Origin of the sequence: Epilithonimonas sp., assembly GCF_032054305.1 — a bacterium.
Classification (GTDB): domain Bacteria; phylum Bacteroidota; class Bacteroidia; order Flavobacteriales; family Weeksellaceae; genus Epilithonimonas.
Genome location: NZ_DAMBSX010000006.1, coordinates 357,491 through 383,031, shown reverse-complemented (window position 1 = coordinate 383,031; position 25,541 = coordinate 357,491). Strand labels below are relative to the sequence as shown.

The following is a 25,541-nucleotide window of genomic DNA, read 5'->3' as shown; positions in this document are numbered from 1 at the left end:
ATGGAAAACGCAACAATCCTCAAACATATTATAGAAGAGCGCAGAAGCATCTTCCCGAAAGATTATTCTGATAAAGAAATTCCTCAACACATCATCGACGAAATTCTCAGTAATGCAGTTCTGGCTCCGAATCACAAACGCACGAAACCTTGGCGTTTCAAAGTTTTCAAGGAAGAAGAAAAACAAAGTCTAGGACAGGAACTTCAGAATATTTACAAAGAAGTGACACCAAAATTCCAGTTTTTGCAAAAGAAACATGAAGATATTGGTTTTAAAATTTCAAAAGCAAATGTCATAATTTCGATTGTGGTTGAGTTCAGTGGATTGGTTCCGGATTGGGAAGAAATTGCTGCAACATCTATGGCGGTTCAGAATATGTATCTGACTTGTACTGCCAACCGAATTGGCTGTTATTGGAGCTCTCCGAAAATCGTAAATAACTTGAAAAATTCTTTAAAAATTGAAGATAACCAACAATGTCTTGGATTGTTTTACTTGGGAAGTTTGGAATAAATGAATATTTACAAAAATTTCAGCGAAGAAGAATTAGTTGATGCCTACATTCAATGGATCGATAATTCTGGAAAACTCGGGAAAGAATTAGAAGAAGTTCTGACTGAACGTGGAAATATTGATGTAATTAAAGCCAAAGCCAATCATAAAAAACTCATCATCAAAGAAAAAGGAAGAATTGCTTTTGAAATCAACAAAATGGTTTTAGAGAACAAAAGCTTGGAAGAAGTGGACGAAAAAATATCTTCCGAACTTTTAGAAAAGGATGAATTATCTTATTTTATTTTGGAAAAATACATAGTATCCGAACATAATAAAAAAGATTCCGAAGTTGATAAAGATACTATCTACAAAAGTATTATTGGTCTGATTGTCGCATCAATTGCAGGATTTTTGTTTTTATTATTAATATTATTCATTATCAAAGGTTTCATTTTCTACTTATTGGTTCCAACTTATATTGTTTGTTATTTTATTATAAAAATGATTACCGGAAAAAGCAGAAGTAATTTAGCTATTTTTATTTCAACTTTTCTTGCTACTGTATTTTCGGCATTACTTGTATTCTTAGTATTTAAAAGTTCTATCAATTAAAATTCAATGCAAAAAATCTCAATATTCTGGTTTCGGCGAGACCTTCGATTGGATGACAACAAAGGCTTGTCCGAAGCTTTGAAATCTGATGAAAAAGTAATTCCTATTTTTATTTTTGACAAAGACATTCTTGACCTTCTCGAAGATAAATATGACCGTCGTGTCGATTACATTCATCAGTCACTAGAAAAAATCAATCAAGAACTGCACGAGACTGGAAGTTCTCTTCTTACTTTTTACGGAAAACCTTTGGAGATTTTCAAACAATTACAGAAGGAATATGATGTGAAATCTGTTTTCTGCAATCGTGATTATGAACCTTCTGCAATCAAAAGAGATGATGAGGTTAAGGATTTTCTCAAATCAAAAAATATTGAATTTTTCGATTTCAAAGACCAAGTAATTTTTGAGAAAAATGAAGTTGCAAAAGATAATGACGAACCTTACACGGTTTACACGCCTTTTTCCAAAAAGTGGAAAAAACTTCTTACCGAAGATGATTACAAATCAGCTAGGATTAATAAAGACCAATTTCTGAAATTACCTTCAAAAAAAATCTTAAGTTTAAAAGAAATCGGATTTGAGAAAACAGATTTGGAATTTGAAGAACCAAAACTGGAATCTAAAATCATTAATGTTTACTATAAAAAAAGAGATTTTCCAGCTTTGGACGCCACGACACATCTTGGAATTGCGCTGAGGTTTGGAACGATTTCGATTCGGAAATGTGTGAAATTTGCTTTAAGCCACAACGAAATTTGGCTGAATGAATTGATTTGGCGAGAATTCTTTATGCAGATTCTTTTTCACTTTCCGAAAGTGGTGAAGTATTGTTTCAAAGAAAAATATGAAAACATCGCTTGGCGCAACAACGAAAAAGAATTTGATAAATGGTGCAAAGGCGAAACAGGTTACCCAATCGTGGATGCCGGAATGCGCCAACTGAACCAAACCGGAAGAATGCACAACAGAATCCGAATGGTAGTCGCAAGTTTTCTGACAAAACATCTTTTGATAGACTGGCGTTGGGGTGAAGCTTATTTTGCGAAAAAATTGCTGGATTATGATTTATCTGCCAATAACGGAAATTGGCAATGGGCGGCAGGTTGCGGTTGCGATGCAGCGCCGTACTTCAGGGTTTTCAATCCGGATGAACAGACTAAAAAATTCGATAAAGATTTGAAATATATCCGAAAATGGAATCCTGATTTTGAGAAAAATGTATTGGATGACAGAATCGTGGAGCATAAATTCGCAAGAGAACGGGCTTTGGAGACTTATAAAAAAGGATTAGGCTAATTTTTAAACCACAAAAGGGACAAAAGTTTTTCTTGACACTTAAGCTGACACTGATTATTGGGAAACAGTTCACAAAAGAGTACTTTAGTTTTTAAAATCTTCGATTATAGCTTTGGATAAAAGTTATATCGTTTGACGAAACTTGAAATGGAAGACAAAAACCATAGCCCTGATTGTAGTGGAAATCCCGCAGTGAGGCGGCGGAGCGCAGCGGAGCCGACCGAGCGAGGAATTGCAACGGAAAGCAGGTTCCCGGCTCCTGAATATGAAAGTTTAAAGTTCTATGTTTAAGGTTTTTAGATTTTTTAATTCAGGCTATTGAACATCGAACTTTTTTTATATCTTTGCAAACTCAAACATTTAACCGGGACGTGTTCCCACAAATTTAAAATTTATGTCAGTAAAAATCAGATTACAAAGACACGGTTCGAAAGGAAAACCTTTCTTCCACATCGTAGTTGCGGATGCAAGAGCTAGAAGAGATGGTAGATTCATCGAAAAATTAGGTACTTACAACCCAATTACAAACCCTGCAACTATCGACTTGAACGTTGATTCTGCTGTAAAGTGGTTAAACAACGGAGCTCAACCAACTGATACTGCAAGAGCTATCCTTTCTTACAAAGGTGCTTTGTACAAAAAACACCTTCAAGGTGGTGTTGCCAAAGGTGCTTTTGACGAGGCTGAAGCTGAGAAGAGATTCGCTGCTTGGGTTGAGGCTAAAGATGCTAAAGTACAAGGAAAAGTTGAAGGTTTATCTACTGCTAAAGCTGACGCTAAAAAAGCGGCTCTAGATGCTGAAGCTAAAGTAAACCAAGCAAGAATTGATGCTGCTGCGAAAGCTGAGGCTGATGCAAAAGCTGCTGAAGAGGCTGCTAACGCTCCTGCTGAGGAAGTTGCAACAGAAGAAGCTGCTACTGAAGAGCCAACTGCTGAGGCAGAAGGAACTGAAGAAACTCAGGCTTAATTCTTTAACAAAAGATACAAAACAAAGACACGAAGTTTTCGTGTCTTTGTTGTTTAATAAAATTCATCATCGGAAATAATGAGAAAAGAAGATTGCTATTTTTTAGGAACAATTACCAGAACACACGGTTTACAGGGCAATGTGATTCTGAAACTGGATACAGACCAACCTGAGATGTACAACAAATTGGAATCGATTTTTGTAGAAGTCAACGGATTACTGGTTCCTTTTTTTGTGGAAAAACAATCCTGGTCGAAAGCTGACACTAAAATTATTTCTTTCAAAAATTCTTCCGAAGCTCTGGTGAATCAATCGCTTGGAAAAGGTGTTTATCTTCCGCTTTCTACGTTGCCGCCATTGACTGGAAAAAAATTCTATTACCACGAAGTCATTGGTTTCGAAATCCGTGAAGCTGATGGGAAAACTTGCGGCAATATTGTCTCCATCAATGACCAAACTGCTCAGAATTATTTCATTCTGAACCTTGCTGGAAAAGAAATCATCATCCCGATTATCAAAGATTGGATTCTGGAAGTGAACCGTGAAGATAAATTCATACAAATGTTTTTACCAGAAGGTTTAATGGATGTTTTCTTGATTCCATCTAAGAAGGACGAGTAAGTTTTAAAGATTTTCTTCCCATTTATAAAATCCAAATACGACAATTTTATTTTCTTGGGACAAAATTTCATAGACAATTAGATAACCTTTGACAACAAGGTCTCTGATATTGTCGTTATCAAAAAAGATGGATTTCCTATTTTTCTTCGGATTATCAGCGAGTTTTCTTATTTCTTGAAAAACAAGTTGATTGAACTTTCTGGCTGCTTGAGGTTTATCTTTTGAAATGTATTGAATCTGTCTTTTCAGTTTATCTCGGAAACCTGAAGTAATTTCAATTTTCATTTTCAGAAATAAAATTCTCTATTTCCCTTTCAACATCATCAATATCCAAAAGTTCTGATTTTCCAGATTTGTAATTAGCATAATCTTCTTTAACCTGAGCTTTCAAATCATTGAAATTGGCATCCAATTTATTTTCCAAAACTCCATCAACATATCCCAAAACTCGCTCTAATATACTTTTGGGAGCGTCTTTAAGTTTTTCTGTAATTTCCTGATATATAGATTTTTCTAAGGCAGTCATCATTGTAGAATTTCATCAAAGTTAAAAATAAAATTTTAAGATTGAATCAAAATCACTCTTTCAAAACGGCTGGCAACAGATATTCCTGTACGATTTTATCAACCTGAGAATGCGCATAAGGTCTGTTATAAGCTTTTGCTGTAATGACGATAACTAAAGGAATTTCTTTAATAATAATAATTTTGTTTCCGCCATTTCCGCTGGATTGATAAGATTCGAAATTTTTGTTTCCGACTTTGTAAACTTTTCTCCAAAACAGATAACCATAACCTTCTGATTCTTTGTTATCAGCAAAATAATTGGTGAAAGTTTTCTGAATCCAATTTTTGTCTAAAACCTTCTTTCCGTTCCAAGTTCCATTATTCTTGTAAAGCTGTCCGAACTTGGCAAAATCTAAAGCTCGCATTTTCAAACCGCCTGCTAAAGAAGGTTTATTTTGAGGCGTGAATTGCCATTTGTAATTCGTGATTCCAAGTGGTTGAAATAGTTTTTTGTCTGCATAATCCTTCAAACCGTTCGGAACAGATTTGTCCAAAATATCTCCTGTTACAACAACTCCTGCTGTGAAATAATGCCAAATTTTTCCAATCTTATTCTCAGTCATTGGCAAATCCAAAGTGAATTTTACCCAATTATCTGTTGGATACATATTCTCCTCATTTCCAGCAGAATTATAATCTTCATCGTTTCCGTCAAAAGCAGAACTCATTGTCAATAGACTTTTAAGCGTGACACTATCTTTTTTCGAAGAATAATTTTTGAATTGTTTCAAATCATAGAAATCTTTCAGAGTTTGATTTTCACTTTTGATATGACCATCTTTGATTGCAATTCCCATCAAAGCTGAAGAAAAGGATTTTCCAACCGAACGTGTGTCATTCAAGCTATCTCTTCCGTAACCGTTGAAATATTCTTCCAGCAACAATTTTTCATTTTTAATCACAACAATTCCTGTAATTTCCCTGAATCTATTTTCAGCAATTTTTTGATTGAGAAGTCTGATTTTTTCTTGGTTGATTTTCTCATCAGAAACCTTCCAACCGCTATTTGGTTTTATTTTCTGAATGGCAATTTGTTCCTCAGGAACATTCTTTTTCGGAACAATTAATTGAATTTCACCAGATGCAATCACATTTCCAACTTTCAATGTTGAAGTTTTTAGATATGGCTTGATTTCGATTTTCAAAGTATGGTTTCCAACATCCAAAGCGTCCATTCCGCTATTTGCAAAGAAAAACCTCATCCAAAGATATCTTCCCCAAGAATCTTCATTTTTTGTATTCAGAAACGGAATCCTAAAATTGGTTTTGACTTTTTTATCTTCCATTTTTCCTGCTCCGGAATTCAAGTTTTCTGTATAAATCAATTTTCCGTCAACATAGAAATTGAACTGGTAATTTCCTTTTTTAAGTAATTCATCAACAGTCAAAGAATTATCAAGTTGATGAAGATAATTGACCAAAGAATTATCCAGAAAAATTCGAACATCAAAATCTTTATCTTCCTGAAAAGTCATTGTTTTAAGAAAATCCGATTCCTGTAGATTATCAATTGAAACTACTTTATCTAAAAACAGAATTTGGTTCAAATGCTTTTTCTGAATGGAATTTTCGATTTTTTCAGGCTCAACGATATTTTCGATTTGACTTTGAGAAAATCCGAAGACGAAAATCAGGAGAAATAAAAAAGTTGATTTCATTGTAATTTTTATCTGACAAAATTAGACTTTGACTTTTGAAAAAAATAGAATGAAATTAACATCGCTATTTCTTCAAAATATTTTTATATTTCAAAGGTGTAATTCCAATATTTTCTTTGAAACATCGGATAAAATGACTTTGGTCTGCAAATCCACATTCCAAAGCAACATCGGAAAGAGAATCATTTTGATTCAACAAAATCAATGATTTTTCAACTTTCAGTTTTCTGATATATTCTCCCAAGTTACACTGAAAATATTTCTGAAAATCACGACTCAAATGCATCGGATGAATGTTCAGAGTTTTAGAAAGTTCGGTTAAATTCAACTTTTCCGTAAAACTTTCGTGAAGAATTTCATCAATCTGATTGACCCAAATCGGTTTCTTTTCAGAAGACAGTTTTTGATTGCATAATTGACTTAAAAGATTCAATAAAACTTGATTAATACTCAATTCAAAAGAATTATCATTCAATTTTGATTCTTTGAAAATCTGATAAATCAATAATTTGAAAGCAGGATTTTTGATGTTAAAACTTCCTTCCACATTTTCTTTCGAAACCTGAAATTTCTCAAACCATTCTTCCGTAATTTCGATATGAAAACCTCGTGTAAAAATATCCGGTTTGATGTTGTAATGCGCATCTTCCCAATGATGATACAGCAAAGTTCCGGCAGAACAGTCGTAGATTTCTTTCTTGTTCCCTTCTTTCATATTTCCCTGAAGCAGAAACGTGAAATAGGGATTTTCGTGATAATGCCAATCGACGAAAGGATGCGTGTATTCTGTATCCGTAATGGTCAATCCATCGAAGTTGAGCCTTTCATTGGTCTGCCCAAAAAATTCGCCATTACGAAGTGTGTTCATTTGATGAATTTAAAATAAATATTGGGATTTACAATAAATAAACAAATTTATATTTAATTCCATTTCAATATGATAGTATTTTATAGATACAGGTTGTCTTTTTTTCCTAAATTTGCACTCACTTAATTTTAAAACAGAAACTTTAACAAAAGTTTTACTAAAATGAAACACTGACGTGTTCCATCTGACCGTAAGAAAAATATATTGATTACAGATGAAAAGACAGACGATTAAAGACTTATTAGCAGATTACAAAAAAGTTTTGCATCACGACATTACTGTTCAAGGTTGGGTAAGAGCGTTCCGTTCTAACCGTTTTATAGCTCTTAATGACGGTTCTACAATCAATAATTTGCAAGTGGTTGTGGATTTTGAAAATTTCGACGAAGAAATCATCAAAAAAATCAATACCGCTTCGTCTTTGAAAGTTGTAGGTGAAGTGGTGGAAAGTCAAGGCGCAGGTCAGACTGTCGAAATCATTGCCAAGAAAATCACCTTTTTGGGAGATAATTTCTTTGACGAATTACAATCAACTATTCTTCAACCTAAGAAACACAGTTTAGAAAAATTGCGTGAGCAGGCACATTTGAGATTCAGAACCAATTTGTTTGGAGCCGTTTTCAGAGTGCGTCACGCTGTGAGTTTTGCGATTCACTCTTTCTTTAATCAAAATCAGTTTTTCTACATCAACACGCCTGTAATTACCGGAGCTGATGCAGAAGGTGCTGGCGAAATGTTCGGCGTTACAAACTTCGACCTTGATAATATTCCAAAAACAGAAGAAGGAGAAATCGATTTTTCTCAGGATTTCTTCGGTAAGAAAACCAACCTGACGGTTTCCGGACAATTGGAAGGCGAAACTGCAGCGATGGGATTAGGAAGAATTTATACTTTCGGACCTACTTTCCGTGCAGAAAACTCGAATACGACTCGTCACTTGGCTGAGTTCTGGATGATTGAGCCGGAAGTGGCTTTCAATAATCTGGAAGACAATATCGATTTGGCGGAGGACTTCTTGAAATATGTCATTAAATATGTTTTGGACAATTGCAAAGACGATTTGGAATTCTTAGACAAGCGTTTTGAAGAAGAGCAAAAACAGAAACCAGAAAAAGAAAGAGCCAAAGAAGGTCTTATCGAAAAGCTGGAAAATGTGATTGCAAAAAGGTTCAAGAGAGTTTCTTATACGGAAGCGATTGAAATCTTATTGAATTCTAAAGAAAATAAAAAAGGAAAATTCGTTTATCCTGTTGAAAAATGGGGAACAGATTTACAGTCTGAACACGAGAGATTCTTAGTTGAGAAACATTTCGAAAGTCCAGTTGTTTTGTTCGATTATCCGAAAGAAATCAAGGCTTTCTATATGAAACTGAATGACGACAACAAAACCGTTGCTGCAATGGACGTTCTTTTCCCAGGCATCGGAGAAATCATCGGTGGTTCTGAAAGAGAAGCAAGACTTGATGTTCTGAAAACCAAAATGGCAGAAATGCACGTTGACGAAGAAGAACTTTGGTGGTATATGGACACGAGAAGATTTGGCTCTGTTCCACACGCAGGTTTCGGATTAGGACTGGAAAGATTGGTTCTTTTCGTAACTGGAATGACGAATATACGAGACGTGATTCCTTTCCCAAGAACACCAAAAAGTGCAGAATTTTAATTCAAAAATATTTTAATCCCATTCTTATTGAGTGGGATTTTTTTTTAGATGAGATTCAAAAAAAATTTAAATTCCATACATTTGAGAGTCTTAAAATAAATCTCAATGAAAAGAATCAGCATTTATGTGATGACTATTGCAGCAACATTTTATTTAGAATCTTGCTCTACGTCACAAAAAACATCAGTAGAAGAACCGAAAAAAGAAACAAAAGCGCCAAAGGAAATAAAAGAGGAAGGTCTTAATATTTCTTATATGGACAAAACCGTAAGACCTCAAGATGATTTCTACAATTATGTGAATGGTGGCTGGATGAAAACTGCGGTAATTCCATCAGATAAACCAAGCTGGGGCTCTTTCAATGCATTGAGAGAAGATGTAGATGTGGCGTCTTTGGATATTTTGAACAAAATTCTTTCAGAAAAATTCAGTCCTAATTCCGAAGGTGAAAAAATCCAGGCATTGTACGGAACTTTCATCGATTGGAATAAAAGAAATGCAGAAGGAATCAATCCTATCAAATCTCAGTTAGCGAAAATCGATGCGATTAAAAATGTTAAAGATTTGCAGAAATATTTGATTGAAGCGACACCTGCCGGGGACAATCCTTTCTATGGATGGCGAGTGAGCGCAGATATGAAAAACTCGGTGATGAACGCTGTTTATCTCGGCGGACCGAGTTTAGGTTTAGGTAAAGATTACTATCAAAAAGTGAATGAAGCCAACACTAAAACTTTAACTGAATATAAAAATTACGTGGCTAAACTTGAAACAGTTCTTGGAAATAAAAATCCAGATGCAACGGCGCAGCAAATTGTTGATTTTGAGAAGAAACTCGCTCAAGACTTATTGACTTTGGAACAAGGCCGTGATGCTAATTTGAGATACAATCCTAAAACGGTTAAGGAACTAAAACCGTTAGTGAAAAATGTTAATCTTCCCGATTATCTAAAAACAGTTGGTGTTAACACGGATAAAGTTATAATTGGTGAATTGAAATATTATCAAAATATGGATTCTTGGATGACCGATAAAAATATCGGACTTATCAAAGAATATATGAAATATGACCTTTTAAATAACAATGCAGGAAATCTGGACCAGAATCTGGACAACACTCGTTTTGATTTTTATTCCAAATATTTGCAAGGTCAGCAAGAGCAACGTTCTATGGAAAAACGTGGACTTGGTGTCATCAATGGTGTTTTGGGAGAAGCTTTTGGTAAACTGTATGTTGAGAAATATTTCCCGGCAGAAGCGAAACAGAAGATGGAAACTTATGTAGATTACATCAAAAAATCATTCAAACTGCATATAGAAAATCTGGAGTGGATGTCGCCTGTGACCAGAGAAAAAGCTTTGGAAAAATTAGCCAAATTTAAAGTGAAAATCGCTTATCCAGACAAATGGAAAGATTATTCTAAACTGAATCTTCAGTTGGCTTCCAACAATGGAACTTATTATAACAATCTTGAAAAAATTTCCGTGTGGAATTACGCAAAAAATCTTGACAAAATAGGAAAACCGGTTGATAAAACAGAATGGGGAATGTCTCCGCAAACTGTCAATGCTTATTACAGCTCATCCAACAATGAGATTGTTTTCCCGGCAGCGATTTTGCAACCACCGTTTTTCAATTTCAATGCTGACCCTGCGGTTAACTTTGGAGGAATTGGCGGCGTAATTGGTCACGAGATTTCACACGGCTTTGATGACAGCGGTTCGAGATTCGACGGTGATGGAAATCTTAATAACTGGTGGACAGAAAGTGACAGAAAAAACTTTGACGAAAAAGTAGGACAACTGGCTGCACAATATGATAAATACGAGCCTGTGACGGGAAGTTTTGTCAATGGAAAATTCACGAGCGGAGAAAATATTGGAGATTTAGGTGGAATTAATGTCGCTTACACCGCTTTACAGATGTATCTGAAAGACCACGGAAATCCGGGAGAAATCAGCGGATTAACTCAAGACCAGAGATTCTTTATGAGCTGGGCAACGGTTTGGAGAACCAAATCTACCGACAAGTATATGACGAATCAAGTGAAAACCGACCCGCATTCGCCGGGCTATTATAGAAGTTTTGGACCTTTGATAAATATGGATGCCTTCCAAAAAGCATTCGATATCAAACCAGGAGACAAGCTTTATGTAGCTCCGGAAAAACGCATAAAAATTTGGTGAAAACCAAAAAAAAACCTTCAGGAATCCTGAAGGTTTTTTTATGTTAAATATCATTCATCAAAAATCGTGCTAAACTTGTTGTTTTTAAAAAATATTTTTCTAACTTCGTAAAGTTGACATTAATCGACAAATATCAAAATTATGCTAAAGCAAAATCTACAAATGCGACTTGGCCAAAAATTGGCCCCTCAACAGATTCAGTTGATGAAGTTGATTCAGCTTCATACATTGGAATTTGAAGAAGAACTGGAAAGAGAGTTGGAAGAAAATCCTGCTTTAGAAAAAGTGGCTGATGAAAATTCTGAGGAAGAATACTCCAAAGCTGACGAAGAGTATGAAACAGAAGGTAACGAAAGCATCGAAACTGATTTTGATGTCGATGAGTATCTTTATGATGACGAACCAAGCTACAAAACTGCGAGCAGCAACTACTCTGCCGATGATGAAGAATTTGACAACCAGTCCTTATTAACAGAAGGACAATCGCTTTACGACTATCTTTTAGAACAAATCAGACTTTCAAACATCGATGATGAGGATTTGAGAATTGCTGAATATATTATCGGAAACCTTGATACTGATGGTTATCTGAGACGAGAAATCAAATCTATTGTTGACGATTTAGCTTTCTCACAAGGAATTTATACCACCATTGAAAAAGTGACTGATGTTCTTGAAAATTACGTTCAAAAACTCGACCCGCCAGGTGTTGGCGCAAGAGATTTGAGAGAATGTTTGCTTTTACAGATTGAGAAAAAAGTAAGCTCTGATTCTGCCGTAATTTTAGCAGGAAACATTCTGAGAAATCAATTTGATGCATTGGCAAACAAGCATTACAACAAGATTCTTCAGAAATACGACATCGAAGAAGAAGACCTGAAGGAAGCTTTAGACGAAATTTCCAGACTTTCTCCAAAAGTTGGCGGAAACTTCGACACGCAGACGATTACAATTAATCAAGAAATTATTCCTGATTTTGTAATCCAAGTTAAGGACAACCAAGTCATTCCTTCTTTGAATAACAAAAATGCTCCAACATTGAGAGTTTCTGATGAGTATAAAGAGATTCTTTCGACTTATTCTCATGACAAAAAGTCTGCTGAACATAAACAGGCCGCACTTTTCATCAAACAAAAACTGGATGCTGCAAAATGGTATATTGATGCCATTAATCAAAGACAAAATACATTATTACAAACCATTACTGCGATTGTAAAGCTTCAGAAAGATTATTTCATTTCCGGAGATGAGAAAAACATCAGACCAATGATTCTGAAAGATGTTGCTGACATTACAGGTTTCGACATCTCAACCATTTCCAGAGTTGTGAAAAGCAAATATGCTGACACACCGAACGGAATTGTTTATTTGAAAAACTTATTCTCTGATTCATTAACGAATGACGATGGTGAAGAAGTTTCAACCAAAGAAATCAAGCAACATTTGCAAGAAGCAATCGACAAAGAAAACAAGAGAAAACCTTACACAGACGATGCTCTTGTAGGAATCTTGAAAGAAAAAGGCTATAATATCGCAAGAAGAACCATTGCAAAATATCGTGAACAATTGAACATCCCAGTCGCAAGATTGAGAAAAGAATTATAAAACAAAACCTCGGAATTATTTTCGAGGTTTTTTTATTGAAATTGATACAGAATAATTATCAAATTTAGAATATCGTTAACATTCCAGTAAAGTTATTTAGAAAGATTACAAACTGTATTTTTCTGACATTTCTCAATGTTATGTGATTCAACTATTTTCTAAATTTGTGAAAATTCAAAACAACAATAGAATTATGGCAGGGACTACGTCTTCTATAGGCAGAAAATATGCTATGGCACTTTCAGCAATGTTCTTGCTGATTTTTTTGGTGATGCACTTATCCACCAATATGATTTCCATCTTTAGTGAAGACAGTTTCAACGCTGCTTCTCATTTTATGGGATACAATCCTGCGGTTCAGTATCTGATGCAGCCTATCTTGATTTTTGCAGTTGTTTTCCACTTTGTGATGGGATTCGTTCTGGAAATCAGAAATAACAATGCAAGACCAGTGAAATATGCAATGAACCAAGGTTCTGCAAATTCTACCTGGATGTCCAGAAATATGTTAATTTCCGGCGCTGTGATTTTAGCATTTTTGGCTTTGCACTTTTACGATTTTTGGTATCCGGAAATCAGTTATAAGTATATCCAAGGAAACAATCCTGATGAGTTGAGATATTGGGAGGAATTGCACCATAAATTCCACGATATCTGGAGAGTTGCTCTTTACGTTATTGCATTTGTTTTACTAGGTCTGCACTTAGCACACGGATTCCAATCTTCTTTCCAATCTATTGGAGCAAGACATCCAAAGTACACTCCTTTTATCAAAGCTTTCGGAAACTGGTATTCTGTTATCATTCCGGTAGGTTTCATCATCATCGCAATTTATCACTTCGTTACTCAATAATAAAAAGTAAATTATGAGTTTAGATTCAAAAATTCCTCACGGTCCGCTTAAGGACAAATGGAAAAATCATAAAGACCATATGAACTTGGTTGCTCCAAACAACCGAGACAAAATAGATATTATCATTGTTGGGACAGGATTAGCAGGCGGTTCTGCTGCTGCGACTCTTGCTGAACAAGGATATAACGTAAAAGCTTTCTGCTATCAGGATTCTCCAAGAAGAGCACACTCCATTGCGGCTCAAGGTGGTATTAATGCTGCTAAGAATTATCAAGGAGATGGAGATTCAACTTACAGATTGTTCTACGACACCATCAAAGGTGGAGATTACCGTGCTAGAGAAGCTAACGTTTACAGATTAGCAGAAGTTTCTGCCAATATTATTGACCAATGTGTCGCGCAGGGTGTTCCTTTTGGTAGAGAATACGGAGGACAATTGGATAACCGTTCATTTGGTGGGGTTCAGGTAAAAAGAACTTTCTATGCAAAAGGACAAACTGGTCAGCAGTTATTATTAGGAGCATATTCTGCAATGAGCCGTCAAATCGGTAAAGGTAGAATCCAGATGTTCAACCGTCACGAGATGCTGGACTTAGTAATTGTTGATGGAAAAGCAAGAGGAATTATCGCAAGAAACCTTGTAACTGGAGAAATCGAAAAACATTCTGCTCACGCAGTTGTAATTGCATCTGGAGGTTACGGAAACGTTTATTTCCTTTCTACTAACGCAATGGGATCAAACGTTTCTGCAGCTTGGAAAATCCACAAAAAAGGAGCATATTTCGCAAATCCTTGTTATGTTCAGATTCACCCGACCTGTATTCCTGTTCACGGAACTCAACAATCTAAATTGACTTTGATGTCAGAATCTCTTAGAAACTCCGGAAGAATCTGGGTTCCTAAAAAAATCGAAGATTCTGTAGCGATCCGTGAAGGAAAATTGAGACCAGAAAATATCAAAGAAGAAGACAGAGATTACTATTTGGAGAGAAGATATCCTGCATTTGGAAACTTGGTTCCTAGAGACGTTGCTTCCAGAGCTGGAAAAGAAAGATGTGATGCAGGTTTCGGAATTGAAAATAATGATACTAAAGAAGGCGTTTACCTCGATTTCTCAACAGAAATTATGAAAAAAGGTAAAGAAGCAGCTATCGAAAAACATATTCATAATCCAACGGAACAGCAGATTTACGACCTTGGTAAAAAATGGATTGAGGAAAAATATGGTAACTTATTCGTAATGTACGAAAAGATTACTGCTGATGACCCTTACAAAACACCAATGAAGATTTACCCTGCGGTTCACTACACAATGGGTGGTGTTTGGGTTGATTACAACTTACAATCTACAATCCCTGGATGTTTCGTAATTGGGGAGGCCAACTTCTCTGACCACGGCGCCAACAGATTGGGAGCTTCTGCTTTAATGCAAGGTTTGGCAGACGGGTATTTCGTTTTACCTTACACCATTGCTGACTATCTTTCTGCAGATATCAGAACCGGAAAAATTTCTACTGAAACTCCCGAATTCATTAATGCGGAAAAAGAAATTAAAGATAAGATCAATTTCTTCTTAAACAATAAAGGAACGCACACGGTTGACCATTTCCACAAACAATTGGGACACATTATGTGGAACAAGGTTGGAATGGGAAGAACGCCTGAAGGTTTGAAAGAAGCTATCAAAGAAATCGAAGAAGTTAGAAATGATTTCTGGAAAAATGTAAAAGTTCCTGGTGAAGCTGATAACCTGAATCCAGAATTGGAAAAAGCGTTCAGAGTTGCTGATTTCCTTGAATTAGGACAATTAATGGCAATCGATGCACTTAACAGAAACGAATCTTGTGGAGGACACTTCCGTGAAGACCACTCTACTCCTGATGGAGAGGCAGAACGTGATGATGTGAATTACAAATACGTTGCTGCGTGGGAATATAAAGGTATGGACATCAATCAATCTGTGGTTCACAAAGAAGACTTGGTGTACGAGAATATCGAAGTTAAAGCAAGAAGTTACAAATAATCTCCATTCAAAAATATATAAATATGAGTGCAAAAAAAGGCTTAAATCTTACGCTGAAAATTTGGAGACAAAAAAATAATAAGTCGAAGGGACAATTCGATACCTATAAAATTTCTGATGTTTCTACGGATTCTTCATTCTTAGAAATGCTGGATATCCTGAACGAGCAGTTAATCAACGAAGGGAAAGACCCTGTAGCGTTTGACCACGATTGCCGAGAGGGAATCTGCGGAATGTGTTCACTTTACATCAACGGTAGAGCGCACGGTCCGGATACAGGAATCACGACTTGTCAGTTGCATATGCGTCATTTCAAAGATGGCGAAACCATCCACATCGAACCTTGGAGAAGCGCTGCTTTTCCGGTAATCAAGGATTTGGTAGTGGACAGAAGTGCTTTTGACAGAGTTATGGCTGCAGGTGGATTCGTTTCTGTGAATACTTCTGGAAACACTTTGGATGCGAACGCAATTCCGGTTCCTAAAGAAGATGCTGACAAAGCGATGGATGCAGCAGCTTGTATAGGTTGTGGTGCTTGTGTAGCGAGTTGTAAAAACGGTTCTGCAATGTTGTTTGTAGGTGCAAAAGTATCTCAGTTCGCATTGTTACCTCAAGGTCGTGTAGAAGCAACGAGAAGAGTTCTGAATATGGTGAAAGCAATGGACGAAGAAGGATTCGGAAACTGTTCCAATACTGGAGCTTGTGAAGTTGAATGTCCAAAAGGAATTTCTCTTGAAAACATCGCAAGAATGAATAGAGAATATGCTGCTGCAAATCTTTCTACAGCGAATTCTTAATTGTGGAAATTAGATTTTAGAAGCTAAAAATTAGACTTGTTTAAAATATAAATCCGGTTGAGTGCTCAATCGGATTTTTATTGTTAGATAATTTGGGCAGCTATTTCCGCCTTCCGCTCCCAATCTTTTTTGCAAGACGTTTCGACATTAAATAGAACTATAAGTAAAAGCAAAAAAGGATCTCCACTCAAGTCGGGCTGCGGATTTGTCATCAAATAAAATTTTGTCAATAAATCCCAATATTGTCATTCCGTAGGAATCTAGACCGTTGAGATTCCTACGGAATGACAATATAATGTTTATATTGAAAATCTGTAAATTTGGCAAATCTGCGAGAAATAAACTACAAATCAAAAACACTTGGTCGTTTGGTCACAATGCAATCTTTTACCCAAAGCATAAAACCCATTCCTAGATAAAAAAGAAAGAAAATTCCTGCGGTTGCAAACGTAGAATAGATGAAGAAAACGCGTAGTTTGGAAACCGGAATTCCGAGTTTTGTTCCGTATCTCGTCAAGACACCAAACCATTCTCTTTCCATTTTGTGACGTAACCCGTTGATAACTTGAGGTTCTTTCATTTTCTTTAATTGAGTTAATCATCCGTCTTCAGCAACTGAAAACCGACACTGCAATTTAAGCATTTTTTATGATTGCAGAATAGTTTGTATTGATAAAGAAAAGCTTGTGTTTGTAATGAATTTTCGAATTTCATTCCCAATTGTTTCCATTCATCCAAAACCGAATTTTTCTCAGGTTTCATTTGTTTGTAAAAATCAAAAATATCATCTACTATTTCCGGATTATGGTTTTTATGATAAAAATATTTCAAAGGCAAAATTGTATTGATAATAATCAAATCGATAAAATCCTGACTGAGATATTTTTTTCCTTCAACACTTGAAATCTTGCCAAAATTGAAGCGATTATCCCAGTATTCGGACGCTTTGACATTTTCGAAAATCTTATACAAATCTTCAATCGTTTTTGCTTCAATCAGTTTTGAGAAAAGATTTGGCTGAGTATGATAAAGGTTGACTAGTTGTGATAATCGGATTGTTGGAAAATTCGGTGGACGAAGTTTGGAAAATTTGGGATGAATTCTGATATCTGATAAATTAAATTTCACTTTTAAGAAGTCAAATTCACGTTTCCATATTTGCATTATCTCATCTGCTGAATTATCCAGAAAACCACAGATCCCAAAGAACAAAGCTTCTAAATGAATATCATTCTGCTTGATTTTTTGGATGACAGCAAAGTCAAGACTTTCAGCCATTTGAAGAAAGATTTCCGCATTCACTTTCAATCCGAAAGTATAAACCAGATTTTGGAATAAAACCGCTTCGTAATTATTTTGATTGTTGTTCAGCGCTTCTTGGAAGATTTGTGATTTGGCTTCTAACTTTTTGAGTAAAACAGTTTCTTCAAAAAATAACGGAATTTTATTCTCATCAAACAATTCTTCACAAGCAATGAAAGAATGTTCTGCTTTCAGATTCAGATGTTTCTGAATCAATTCTTCATCAATATAATTTTTGAGCTCCAAAGTCGGAATATTCTGCTGTTCCAATTCCGGAATATCACAATCATTGATATAAACTGCGTGAAGAATCAGGTTTCCAAACTCAGGATTACCAGAATGATTGTGGAAAAACCAATCGGAAGCTTTGGTATGGATCTCGATATTACCTGCAAAAATGAGGTCATCAATCTTAATTTTGGCAAAGAGAAAATCCGGACCAGAATTCTTATTCCACTCTCCGAATTCTAAGATTCCGATTGTTCGTCCATTGGTAGAGACAAAATCGAAGCTCCGAAATTTTTTATAATTCCAGAGGTATTGTAATATTTCTTCATTCATTTGTGTGTTTGATTTTCGTTAAGCAAAAACCCTTTCAAAGTAAAACTTCGAAAGGGTTAAGTTACAGAAATATTTTAAATGTAAATTCGAAAATTTAAAGTAATTCAAACACTTCGACTTCGCTCAATGTGACAACCCTAATACTAAATGTTTAATTTTAAAGTGTGAGTCTGAGCGGAATCGAAGACTTTTTAATATATGAAAGACAAATATCCTATCAAACTTCTTTGTATTTCTTTTCTTCGAATTTTGCAATGGTTGTTTCGTACATATCAATGTAAATCGGAAGGATATTTTTCAAGTCAAAATGGATTGCCTGCGCTTTTGCATTCTTTTTCATTTCTTCGAGAAGATTTTTATCACTCAACAATTTGATGCAGTAATTAGACATTGCCTCTACGTTTCCAGTTTCTGCCAAAAAACCAGTTTCACCCTGAATATTAACTTCCGGAATTCCGCCTGCATTACTACTAATAACCGGCGTTCTTGCCGCCATCGCTTCCAATGCTGCCAAACCGAAACTTTCCTGCTCAGAAGGCAAAAGGAAAACATCAGACAACTGAAGAATTCTATACAAATCGTTGACTTTTCCGAGTAATTTGATTTCGCCAATCAGTTCCGGATTATTCTCCATAAATTCAGAGATTTTCTCCATTTCCGGACCTTCGCCAATGATGATTAGTTTTGATTTGACTTTCTTATTAACATTTTTGAAAATCTCCAAAACATCCTGAATTCTTTTAACCGGACGAAGATTGGAAACGTGAATCAGGATTTTCTCATCATCACTCGCAAATTGTTCTCTTTGGCAAGTTTTACAATCTTCATCAAAAACAGAATTGTCAATAAAATTGGTAATTACCTGAATTTCTTTCTGAATATTGAAAAACTGCAATGTATCTTTTTTCAGACTTTCGGAAACCGAAGTAATTGTATCACTTTGATTGATAGAGAATTCTACAGCATGCTTGTAACTTGGATGTTGCCCAACCAAAGTAATATCCGTCCCGTGAAGTGTTGTCACCAGAGGCACATCTTTGTGCTCAGCCTTCAACATTTGTTTCGCTGTGAACGCAGCATAAGCATAAGGAATCGCATAATGGGCGTGCAGAATATCCAATTTGTAAAGATTTACAACGCGATAGATCATCGATGACAATGCGATATCATAAGGCTGATATTGGAACAACGGATAGGTCTGAACGTTGACTTTATGGAAAAAAATATTCGGGTTTGTAACATCCAAACGCGCTGGTAATGCAGAACTTATGAAATGAACCTCATAACCTTTGTTCGCCAGAGACATTCCTAATTCTGTTGCTACAATTCCGCTTCCGCCGTAGGTTGGATAGCAAAGTATTCCTATTTTCATTTTTTTCTTGTACAATGTATTATGTAAAAAGTATAATGACTTTTATTCTTCCAAATTTACTCAATTACCGTCTTAGAATTTTTTGTTTCCGAACTATTTTTTCTATCAGTTTGATTTTGAATTTTAGCCTCAACATCTATTCCCATTCCGAATTTCAAATTGTCATTCACTAAAACCGGAAGCCTTCCTGAGATTTTTGTTTGCCCAAGAATTCCGTTGGCTGTTGCTGTCATTGAGTCGTCATTATTTTCATAAGAAACCAAAACTGTGGAAACCCTAGAAATATCAATATCTTTCAAAGCGTAAGGACTTCCTAAAACATCCAAAATCACATTTTGGTTCTCGGTTAAATCTGACAAAATTTTCTTGCTTGCGTCAGAAATTTTATACGGTTTATAAGCTGTAGAATTATCTTTATGGAAACCAACAATTACTTTTGAGTTGGCTGGAATTGTGCCAATTTCATTAGCTTTTTTCACAATGATAGTTGTTCCTGTATTGATCTGATCAAGGAAAGTTTCATAAGGCGCTTCCTCTAACGGAACGTAATAGTAAGTCTGTTTACAATCCAATGGTAACAGCTTTTTATCATCTTTGATCAATGTCAAAGCATTTGCATACATTTTCTGAACCAAAGCCGAATGTGATGCATTATTCAAATCTTCGTTAACATTTTCCGGATTGATGTTATTGTATTGATTCAAACCAAGATAATATTTGGTCAAAAGAATTTTCTTCACACTTTCTTCTAATCTGGATTGTGGAATTTCGCCATTGTCAATTGCTTTCTGAATCAACTTTTTTCCGGTTGCAACATCCTGCGAGAACAACATAATATCATTTCCTGCTTTGAAAGCCAATGCGTCTAATTCTCCCGCTTTGAATTTATTGGCAACAGCACCCATATTCAATGCATCAGTGATAATCAAACCTTTGTACCCAAGCTTTTCTTTTAAAAGCCCCGTCACAATTTTTTTAGAAACCGAAGCCGGAATTCCTTTTTCGTTTTCCAAAGTCGGGACATAAAGATGTGCAACCATTACACCACCAATTCCTTTGCCCATCAAAGCTTTGAAAGGTGCTATTTCTGTTTTCTCCAATCTTTCCAAATTGTGAGAAACGACAGGCAAATCCAAATGTGAATCTGTGTCTGTATCGCCGTGGCCAGGGAAATGTTTAATCGCCGCAAGAATTTTGTTATCCTGCAAACCGTTGGAATAAGCCAAAGCAGAACTCACGACATTATTGACATCGGAACCAAAACTTCTATTCCCGATGATTGGATTATTTGGATTGGTGTTCACATCTACAACGGGTGCAAAATCCCAATTGATTCCCATTCTCTTGCAATCCTCGGCAATCTTAGCAGACATCTCATAGATCAGATTTTTGTCCTGGATTGCTCCTAGTGTAATAGCCCAGGGAAATTTGTGCGCTTTTGCTATCCGCTGGAACAATCCCCATTCTGCATCCATCCCGATCATCAAAGGCACTTTTGATCTGGACTGAAATTCATTAAGCAGATTGATTTCTCTCGCCGCATCATCCTGCATCAGAATTAATCCTCCGATTTTATCATTGACCACGATGTTCCTGATTTGATTAATAAAATCCTCACCTTTGTTAGTATAAAGCGCTACGATAAAAAGCTGTCCCAATTTTTCATCCTGCGAAAGTGAGTTATAAGTTATATCAACCCAACTATTTGCTTTTTTAATATCTGTAGAAGATAGATTTTTAGGCTGATACTGAGCGAAATAAAATGGCGAAATAAAAGTTATTATAAGAAGACTTAACCTTTTCATATTTTCAAAATCTAAAATTCAGAAAGTTTCCATAAAGATATTAATTCCGCGGAAAATAGCTATTTTTATGGTCTGTAATTTGTAATTAAATCTTAACGTAAATATTTAAACCTATGAAAAAGTTTTTGCCCCTTTTATTATTGCTAGTTGCTAGCGTTTTCATCTTCAGTTGTAAGGATGACGATGATGATTATGTACAAGTAGATGTAGATTATCCTGCAGTTTATGATCTTACTGTCAATTTTGCTTTTAATGCAACTGATGGCTGGAATTACTATCAGAAATTCTCCCGTCCTTTATTAGATCAGGATTATGTCATTATGTTCAGACAGGCTGGGTCGGAAAATGGAGCAATTGTTTGGCAACAAATCCCAAGAACATTATATCTGCCACAAGGTGAGTTAGATTATGACTTTGACTTCACAAAAAATGACTTTTTAATCTATGCTAGTACTGGAGGAACTTATGATATTACTACAACTCCAGAATATTTGAATAATCAGAGATTTAGAGTAGTCCTTGTACCTGCAGTTTTTGGCAATAAAAACACTAACACTAGTGACCTTTCTAAAATGTCTTATGAAGAGGTTATCAAAAAATATAATATTGATGAAAGCAAAATTGGAACATTATAATACAAAATTTCACAAATAAATTCAAGACCACATCCATTGTGGTTTTTTTTATTGTCAAAAAATAAATAATACTAAATTAGTATGAATTAGATTTTATTACTAAATTTGTTATCCATTAATCATAAAAATATTAAAATATGTCTATTAAACTTGGCGATACCGCTCCTGATTTTGAAGCAGAGAGTAGTCTTGGAAAACTTAATTTTTACGAATATCTAGGAGATTCTTGGGGAATTTTATTTTCTCATCCCGCAGATTACACTCCGGTTTGTACAACTGAGCTTGGAAAAACTTCTGAACTGAAGCCAGAATTCGATAAAAGAAATACAAAAGTCCTTGCTTTGAGTGTCGACGGAATTGACAATCACAAAGGTTGGATATCTGACATCAATGAAACCCAGAATACGGAAGTTGAATTCCCGATTATTGCAGATCAGGACAAAAAAGTATCGGAATTGTATGATTTCATCCATCCAAATGCGAGTGCAACTTTGACAGTACGGTCTTTGCTGATCATCGACCCAAATAAGAAAGTAAGATTGATCATCACTTATCCTGCTTCCACGGGAAGAAATTTCACCGAGATTCTCAGAGTTTTGGATTCTTTACAGTTGGTAGATGGTTATGGTGTTGCAACGCCTGTTGATTGGAAAGATGGAGAAGATGTGATCATTCCGCCAGCGGTTTCACAAGAAGATGCAGAGAAAAAATTTCCAAAAGGTGTGAAAGTTATAAAACCATATTTGAGATATACGCCGCAACCTAATAAATAAGGTCAAATTTTTCTAATTCCTAATTAAAAAAGCTCCAAAATTGGAGCTTTTATTCTATATCTATAAACAAATTAGTTTGCAGAGAAAACCTCTTTGGCATAATCACCATTACTTTTAGGAATTTCGATGACGATATTTCCATTTTCGAAGTACCCAATTGTTGATTCTCCAGAAGCCAATTTGACTCGGAAAACGTCAGATTTATTTGTTGCTTTGAAAGTTGCAAAAGGAACAGAACTATTTCCATCTACCAAGATGAATTGGCTGTCATCAATTTGAATTTTCTGCAGGCTCAGGTTTCCATTCTTGTATCTTTGTGCAATTGGAGTCTGAGTTGTTTTAACATCATCATTCCTTTTGACTTCATCCGTGGTCTTGGATTCAGCAAGCTTTTCTATTTCCGGACTAGGATTAGAAACAGTGACTTTTACCAATCCTTGCTTCAGAGCGTCTTGATATCCTGGTTCAAATTCTTTGATCGTGCTACTCGATTTTTCGGAATAGATCACTTTGCTGTTGCAATCTTTGAACTGAAGAATGATCTTGTTTCTAAACATGCTTTTATCATCCAAAATATCTGCATTCACAATTTTACAAGGATTCAGCAACGCATCTTGTGGCCATTGGCTTTTTGTTTCGGAAAGCACGATATATTTTTTTGATTTCAACGATCTTTCTAAAAATTTGCCAAGACCATATGATCTGTTCTCTTTAAAGTCATTGAATTCTGCTGGAATTAAAACATACTTATAATCAGAAAGATTCTGAGCTTTGATTAGAACAAGTAAAAAAACAGATAAAAAAATTGATAGCTTTTTCATTGGTGAAAGTTAATCATTTTTTTAATTTCTAAAACCGTGTATATCCAACTTCAGCGAAAAAAAGTTGGAGTAGAAATTGGAACCGCCGATTCCAGAATTTGTAATGGCATAATCCAAAGTTAAACCTTTATATTTGATGCCAATACCAGCACTTGGCTGGAAAGAAACCTTTCTCTTCAGATCTTCTATATCTGAAAGCGTTTGGAATCTATTGAAACCCAATCGTACAAAAATCATATCCTGAAAGATCAATTCTCCACCAGCATAAGGCGTGATACTTGCAAAATCTGTAGAAATAAGAGCTGCCGTCTTCGCAAAATCGACATTGATCCCCGCTTCCGGTAATAACTTCAAATCTCTGTTGAACTCAAAAGTTTTACTTACACCTAGATTAAGTTTTGGCATTGTAATCTCCATTTTGTCTGTCGGGGCGGGATTGAATTCTTCACCATTCACAACAGCCGACAATTCTTTTTGATTGATAGTCCAGAAATTGACCGTGGTTGTGGCATCTCTTAACATCACTCCATAATTCCAATCTGTATCCGAATGATAGATCGCACCCAAATCAAATCCAAAACCATATCCACTTGCAAATTTCCCCACATTTCTGTAAACAACTTTTGCAGTAGCTCCAACATCTAATCTGTGATTACCATTGGGATGGAATGCATAAGAGAACAAAGCAGCATAATCCGAAGTGGAAAAAGAACTGATCTTATCATAGTCGATATTTCCTTCAGAATCTATCAATTGAGTTGTATTAAGAATATTGTCAACACCCAATCTTACCAATGAAATTGCAAAAACGCCATTCTCATTATCCAAAGGTTTAGCGTAAGCGATATAATCGTACTTGGCGATGGATTCAAAGTATTCTGCGTGCATTGCAGCCGCTTGCCAGTCTCTATCGATTTTCAATAATCCCGCAGGATTCCACATCGGAGAATAGACATCATCCTGATTAGAGACAACAGCACCACCCATTGCCAAACCTCTTGCACCAGCACCAATATTCAAAAACTCATTAGAATACTTCCTAATGATCTGGGCATCGAAAATCTGCGAAATGATTACAAGCAAAAAAAATAAAATTCTTTTCATTAAAGCGTTGTGTCTGTAATGCGGTCTTCTTTTTTTCTTCGAGATTTTATGACACCATTGATGATAATTGAAATGATCATTACCAAAGATGCGGCATAAAATACAGGACTCATATGTTCTGATGCCCCAAAGATAAAAAAAGCCAAGATAATCCCATATACTGGTTCTAGATTTACTGTCAGAATCAATGTAAAAGGTGAAATGAATTTCATAAGTTTCACACTCTCAAACATTGGATAAGCTGTAAAAACAGAAGCCAACAATACTATTAACGCAATATCAGTGAAACTTATTTCGCTGACAGAAGAAATTTGTCCCGTAAAAAGAAAAAACAAGCTAATGACCAACCATCCGCCAGCGATCTCATAGAAAATAATATTTCCGGAACTGGTCTTCCCAAACATTTTCCCGTTGAAAACCGAGAATATTGTTCCGAAAAGTGCGCACAGAATTCCGTAGATAATTCCTTCTTTATATTTCAGTTCCGCATTGAAGATCAAAGAAATACAAATTACGATGATTACACCAATGATGATCTCTATCCAATCTGGCTTTCTTTTAAAAACCAATGGTTCTATCAATGCCGCAAACAAAGTAGATAAAGAAAGGCAGGACAAAGCAATGGAAACATTCGAGACCTTGATGGATTGAAAAAAGAATAGCCAATGAAAAGCCATTACACTTCCTATTCCTACCAATTTTAGCAACAAGCTTTTTGTAACTTTTATGCTTTCTTTTTTAATGATCCTAATATAGAGATAAAGGAAAAATGCTGCGAATGACATTCTGTAAAAAACAAGAACGTTGGCATCTGTGGAAATTAACTTGCCTAAAATAGCCGTAAAGCCCCACAAAAAAACGATAAGATGTAACCTCAGCAAATAAGAATTCTTCATTAATATAACATTGACCTTTCAGTTTGCAAATCTATGATAAAATTACAGATTTATAAG

24 protein-coding genes are annotated in these 25,541 nt (G+C 35.5%); 13 read left to right on the top strand and 11 right to left on the bottom strand.

Annotated features, from left to right (window positions below; all coding sequences use genetic code 11):
• From RTX21_RS15235 to rimM, 5 genes are all read left to right on the top strand, one after another.
• Positions 1-513 (top strand): nitroreductase, encoded by a 513-nt coding sequence (locus tag RTX21_RS15235; protein WP_312768917.1) that lies wholly within the window; start codon positions 1-3, stop codon positions 511-513.
• Entirely contained in the window at positions 514-1,107 is a 594-nt protein-coding gene (locus tag RTX21_RS15230) for a hypothetical protein (protein ID WP_312768916.1), read from the top strand.
• 6 nt (positions 1,108-1,113) lie between these two features.
• A complete protein-coding gene (locus RTX21_RS15225; protein ID WP_312768915.1) occupies positions 1,114-2,406 on the top strand; it encodes a deoxyribodipyrimidine photo-lyase in 1,293 nt (430 codons plus the stop codon).
• Between the two features lie 394 nt (positions 2,407-2,800).
• Positions 2,801-3,373: a 30S ribosomal protein S16 gene (locus tag RTX21_RS15220; RefSeq protein ID WP_312768914.1), complete on the top strand. Its 573-nt coding sequence runs from the start codon at positions 2,801-2,803 to the stop codon at positions 3,371-3,373.
• A 78-nt stretch (positions 3,374-3,451) separates the two neighbouring features.
• A complete protein-coding gene (gene rimM, locus RTX21_RS15215) occupies positions 3,452-3,994 on the top strand; it encodes a ribosome maturation factor RimM (RefSeq protein ID WP_312768913.1) in 543 nt (180 codons plus the stop codon).
• A gap of 3 nt (positions 3,995-3,997) precedes the next feature.
• Here rimM and RTX21_RS15210 read toward each other — a convergent pair whose 3' ends face one another.
• The 4 genes from RTX21_RS15210 to RTX21_RS15195 form a co-directional block, all read right to left on the bottom strand.
• Entirely contained in the window at positions 3,998-4,279 is a 282-nt protein-coding gene (locus RTX21_RS15210; RefSeq protein ID WP_312768912.1) for a type II toxin-antitoxin system RelE/ParE family toxin, read from the bottom strand.
• Positions 4,269-4,523 carry a hypothetical protein gene (locus tag RTX21_RS15205; protein WP_312768911.1) on the bottom strand — a complete coding sequence of 85 codons (255 nt, stop codon included), beginning with the start codon at positions 4,521-4,523 and terminating at the stop codon, positions 4,269-4,271. The genes RTX21_RS15210 and RTX21_RS15205 overlap by 11 nt, the downstream gene beginning before the upstream one ends.
• A 49-nt stretch (positions 4,524-4,572) precedes the next feature.
• Positions 4,573-6,219: a serine hydrolase gene (locus RTX21_RS15200; RefSeq protein ID WP_312768910.1), complete on the bottom strand. Its 1,647-nt coding sequence runs from the start codon at positions 6,217-6,219 to the stop codon at positions 4,573-4,575.
• Positions 6,220-6,283: 64 nt separating this feature from the next.
• Positions 6,284-7,087: a helix-turn-helix transcriptional regulator gene (locus RTX21_RS15195; protein ID WP_312768908.1), complete on the bottom strand. Its 804-nt coding sequence runs from the start codon at positions 7,085-7,087 to the stop codon at positions 6,284-6,286.
• A gap of 214 nt (positions 7,088-7,301) precedes the next feature.
• On the opposite strand from RTX21_RS15195, the gene asnS reads away from it, so the two are divergent.
• The 6 genes from asnS to RTX21_RS15165 all read left to right on the top strand — a co-directional run bounded on the left by asnS (position 7,302) and on the right by RTX21_RS15165 (position 16,215).
• Positions 7,302-8,750 carry an asparagine--tRNA ligase gene (asnS, locus tag RTX21_RS15190; RefSeq protein ID WP_312768906.1) on the top strand — a complete coding sequence of 483 codons (1,449 nt, stop codon included), beginning with the start codon at positions 7,302-7,304 and terminating at the stop codon, positions 8,748-8,750.
• A 105-nt stretch (positions 8,751-8,855) separates the two neighbouring features.
• Positions 8,856-10,937, top strand: a complete 2,082-nt coding sequence (locus tag RTX21_RS15185; RefSeq protein ID WP_312768905.1) for a M13 family metallopeptidase — start codon at positions 8,856-8,858, stop codon at positions 10,935-10,937.
• Positions 10,938-11,078: 141 nt separating this feature from the next.
• Positions 11,079-12,542: an RNA polymerase factor sigma-54 gene (rpoN, locus tag RTX21_RS15180; RefSeq protein WP_312768903.1), complete on the top strand. Its 1,464-nt coding sequence runs from the start codon at positions 11,079-11,081 to the stop codon at positions 12,540-12,542.
• A 193-nt stretch (positions 12,543-12,735) separates the two neighbouring features.
• Entirely contained in the window at positions 12,736-13,395 is a 660-nt protein-coding gene (locus RTX21_RS15175) for a succinate dehydrogenase cytochrome b subunit (protein ID WP_312768900.1), read from the top strand.
• Between the two features lie 10 nt (positions 13,396-13,405).
• A complete protein-coding gene (locus RTX21_RS15170; protein WP_312768981.1) occupies positions 13,406-15,418 on the top strand; it encodes a fumarate reductase/succinate dehydrogenase flavoprotein subunit in 2,013 nt (670 codons plus the stop codon).
• 23 nt (positions 15,419-15,441) lie between these two features.
• Positions 15,442-16,215 carry a succinate dehydrogenase/fumarate reductase iron-sulfur subunit gene (locus RTX21_RS15165; RefSeq protein WP_312768898.1) on the top strand — a complete coding sequence of 258 codons (774 nt, stop codon included), beginning with the start codon at positions 15,442-15,444 and terminating at the stop codon, positions 16,213-16,215.
• Positions 16,216-16,558: 343 nt separating this feature from the next.
• Here the strand turns inward: RTX21_RS15165 and RTX21_RS15160 are convergent, their stop codons facing one another.
• From RTX21_RS15160 to RTX21_RS15145, 4 genes are all read right to left on the bottom strand, one after another.
• Positions 16,559-16,795 (bottom strand): PspC family transcriptional regulator, encoded by a 237-nt coding sequence (locus RTX21_RS15160; RefSeq protein ID WP_312768897.1) that lies wholly within the window; start codon positions 16,793-16,795, stop codon positions 16,559-16,561.
• A gap of 14 nt (positions 16,796-16,809) precedes the next feature.
• The gene (locus RTX21_RS15155) at positions 16,810-18,078 is read right to left on the bottom strand and encodes a DUF2851 family protein (RefSeq protein WP_312768895.1); all 1,269 of its coding nucleotides are present in this window, start codon (positions 18,076-18,078) and stop codon (positions 16,810-16,812) included.
• Positions 18,079-18,295: 217 nt separating this feature from the next.
• Positions 18,296-19,450 (bottom strand): N-acetyl-alpha-D-glucosaminyl L-malate synthase BshA, encoded by a 1,155-nt coding sequence (gene bshA, locus RTX21_RS15150; protein ID WP_312768893.1) that lies wholly within the window; start codon positions 19,448-19,450, stop codon positions 18,296-18,298.
• A 56-nt stretch (positions 19,451-19,506) separates the two neighbouring features.
• A complete protein-coding gene (locus RTX21_RS15145; RefSeq protein WP_312768891.1) occupies positions 19,507-21,255 on the bottom strand; it encodes a glycoside hydrolase family 3 N-terminal domain-containing protein in 1,749 nt (582 codons plus the stop codon).
• 113 nt (positions 21,256-21,368) lie between these two features.
• Between RTX21_RS15145 and RTX21_RS15140 the strand changes: the two genes are divergently transcribed.
• Together RTX21_RS15140 and RTX21_RS15135 are read left to right on the top strand one after the other, a co-directional pair.
• Entirely contained in the window at positions 21,369-21,890 is a 522-nt protein-coding gene (locus RTX21_RS15140; RefSeq protein ID WP_312768890.1) for a hypothetical protein, read from the top strand.
• A 137-nt stretch (positions 21,891-22,027) separates the two neighbouring features.
• Positions 22,028-22,663 (top strand): peroxiredoxin, encoded by a 636-nt coding sequence (locus RTX21_RS15135; RefSeq protein ID WP_312768888.1) that lies wholly within the window; start codon positions 22,028-22,030, stop codon positions 22,661-22,663.
• Between the two features lie 71 nt (positions 22,664-22,734).
• On the opposite strand, the gene RTX21_RS15130 is transcribed toward RTX21_RS15135, so the two are convergent.
• The 3 genes from RTX21_RS15130 to RTX21_RS15120 are packed head-to-tail and all read right to left on the bottom strand — an operon-like array spanning position 22,735 to position 25,484.
• On the bottom strand, positions 22,735-23,484 hold the full coding sequence (locus RTX21_RS15130; protein WP_312768887.1) for a hypothetical protein: 750 nt from the start codon (positions 23,482-23,484) through the stop codon (positions 22,735-22,737).
• A gap of 21 nt (positions 23,485-23,505) precedes the next feature.
• A complete protein-coding gene (locus tag RTX21_RS15125; protein ID WP_312768885.1) occupies positions 23,506-24,588 on the bottom strand; it encodes a PorV/PorQ family protein in 1,083 nt (360 codons plus the stop codon).
• Complete coding sequence (locus RTX21_RS15120) at positions 24,588-25,484, bottom strand: DMT family transporter (RefSeq protein WP_312768883.1); 897 nt, start codon at positions 25,482-25,484, stop codon at positions 24,588-24,590. Before RTX21_RS15120 ends, RTX21_RS15125 begins: the two co-directional genes overlap by 1 nt.
• Between the last annotated feature and the right edge of the window lie 57 nt (positions 25,485-25,541).

Excerpts from the sequence above, each read along its gene's own strand:
- RTX21_RS15225 (WP_312768915.1), top strand. The coding sequence starts at position 1,114 with ATGCAAAAAATCTCAATATTCTGGTTTCGGCGAGACCTTCGATTGGAT.
- RTX21_RS15120 (WP_312768883.1), bottom strand. The coding sequence starts at position 25,484 with ATGAAGAATTCTTATTTGCTGAGGTTACATCTTATCGTTTTTTTGTGG.
- RTX21_RS15175 (WP_312768900.1), top strand. The coding sequence starts at position 12,736 with ATGGCAGGGACTACGTCTTCTATAGGCAGAAAATATGCTATGGCACTT.
- RTX21_RS15205 (WP_312768911.1), bottom strand. The coding sequence starts at position 4,523 with ATGATGACTGCCTTAGAAAAATCTATATATCAGGAAATTACAGAAAAA.
- RTX21_RS15200 (WP_312768910.1), bottom strand. The coding sequence starts at position 6,219 with ATGAAATCAACTTTTTTATTTCTCCTGATTTTCGTCTTCGGATTTTCT.
- RTX21_RS15135 (WP_312768888.1), top strand. The coding sequence starts at position 22,028 with ATGTCTATTAAACTTGGCGATACCGCTCCTGATTTTGAAGCAGAGAGT.
- RTX21_RS15140 (WP_312768890.1), top strand. The coding sequence starts at position 21,369 with ATGAAAAAGTTTTTGCCCCTTTTATTATTGCTAGTTGCTAGCGTTTTC.
- RTX21_RS15210 (WP_312768912.1), bottom strand. The coding sequence starts at position 4,279 with ATGAAAATTGAAATTACTTCAGGTTTCCGAGATAAACTGAAAAGACAG.
- RTX21_RS15145 (WP_312768891.1), bottom strand. The coding sequence starts at position 21,255 with ATGAAAAGGTTAAGTCTTCTTATAATAACTTTTATTTCGCCATTTTAT.
- RTX21_RS15195 (WP_312768908.1), bottom strand. The coding sequence starts at position 7,087 with ATGAACACACTTCGTAATGGCGAATTTTTTGGGCAGACCAATGAAAGG.
- rimM (WP_312768913.1), top strand. The coding sequence starts at position 3,452 with ATGAGAAAAGAAGATTGCTATTTTTTAGGAACAATTACCAGAACACAC.
- rpoN (WP_312768903.1), top strand. The coding sequence starts at position 11,079 with ATGCTAAAGCAAAATCTACAAATGCGACTTGGCCAAAAATTGGCCCCT.
- RTX21_RS15125 (WP_312768885.1), bottom strand. The coding sequence starts at position 24,588 with ATGAAAAGAATTTTATTTTTTTTGCTTGTAATCATTTCGCAGATTTTC.
- RTX21_RS15235 (WP_312768917.1), top strand. The coding sequence starts at position 1 with ATGGAAAACGCAACAATCCTCAAACATATTATAGAAGAGCGCAGAAGC.
- RTX21_RS15165 (WP_312768898.1), top strand. The coding sequence starts at position 15,442 with ATGAGTGCAAAAAAAGGCTTAAATCTTACGCTGAAAATTTGGAGACAA.
- RTX21_RS15130 (WP_312768887.1), bottom strand. The coding sequence starts at position 23,484 with ATGAAAAAGCTATCAATTTTTTTATCTGTTTTTTTACTTGTTCTAATC.
- RTX21_RS15155 (WP_312768895.1), bottom strand. The coding sequence starts at position 18,078 with ATGAATGAAGAAATATTACAATACCTCTGGAATTATAAAAAATTTCGG.
- bshA (WP_312768893.1), bottom strand. The coding sequence starts at position 19,450 with ATGAAAATAGGAATACTTTGCTATCCAACCTACGGCGGAAGCGGAATT.
- RTX21_RS15220 (WP_312768914.1), top strand. The coding sequence starts at position 2,801 with ATGTCAGTAAAAATCAGATTACAAAGACACGGTTCGAAAGGAAAACCT.
- RTX21_RS15160 (WP_312768897.1), bottom strand. The coding sequence starts at position 16,795 with ATGAAAGAACCTCAAGTTATCAACGGGTTACGTCACAAAATGGAAAGA.
- RTX21_RS15230 (WP_312768916.1), top strand. The coding sequence starts at position 514 with ATGAATATTTACAAAAATTTCAGCGAAGAAGAATTAGTTGATGCCTAC.
- RTX21_RS15185 (WP_312768905.1), top strand. The coding sequence starts at position 8,856 with ATGAAAAGAATCAGCATTTATGTGATGACTATTGCAGCAACATTTTAT.
- asnS (WP_312768906.1), top strand. The coding sequence starts at position 7,302 with ATGAAAAGACAGACGATTAAAGACTTATTAGCAGATTACAAAAAAGTT.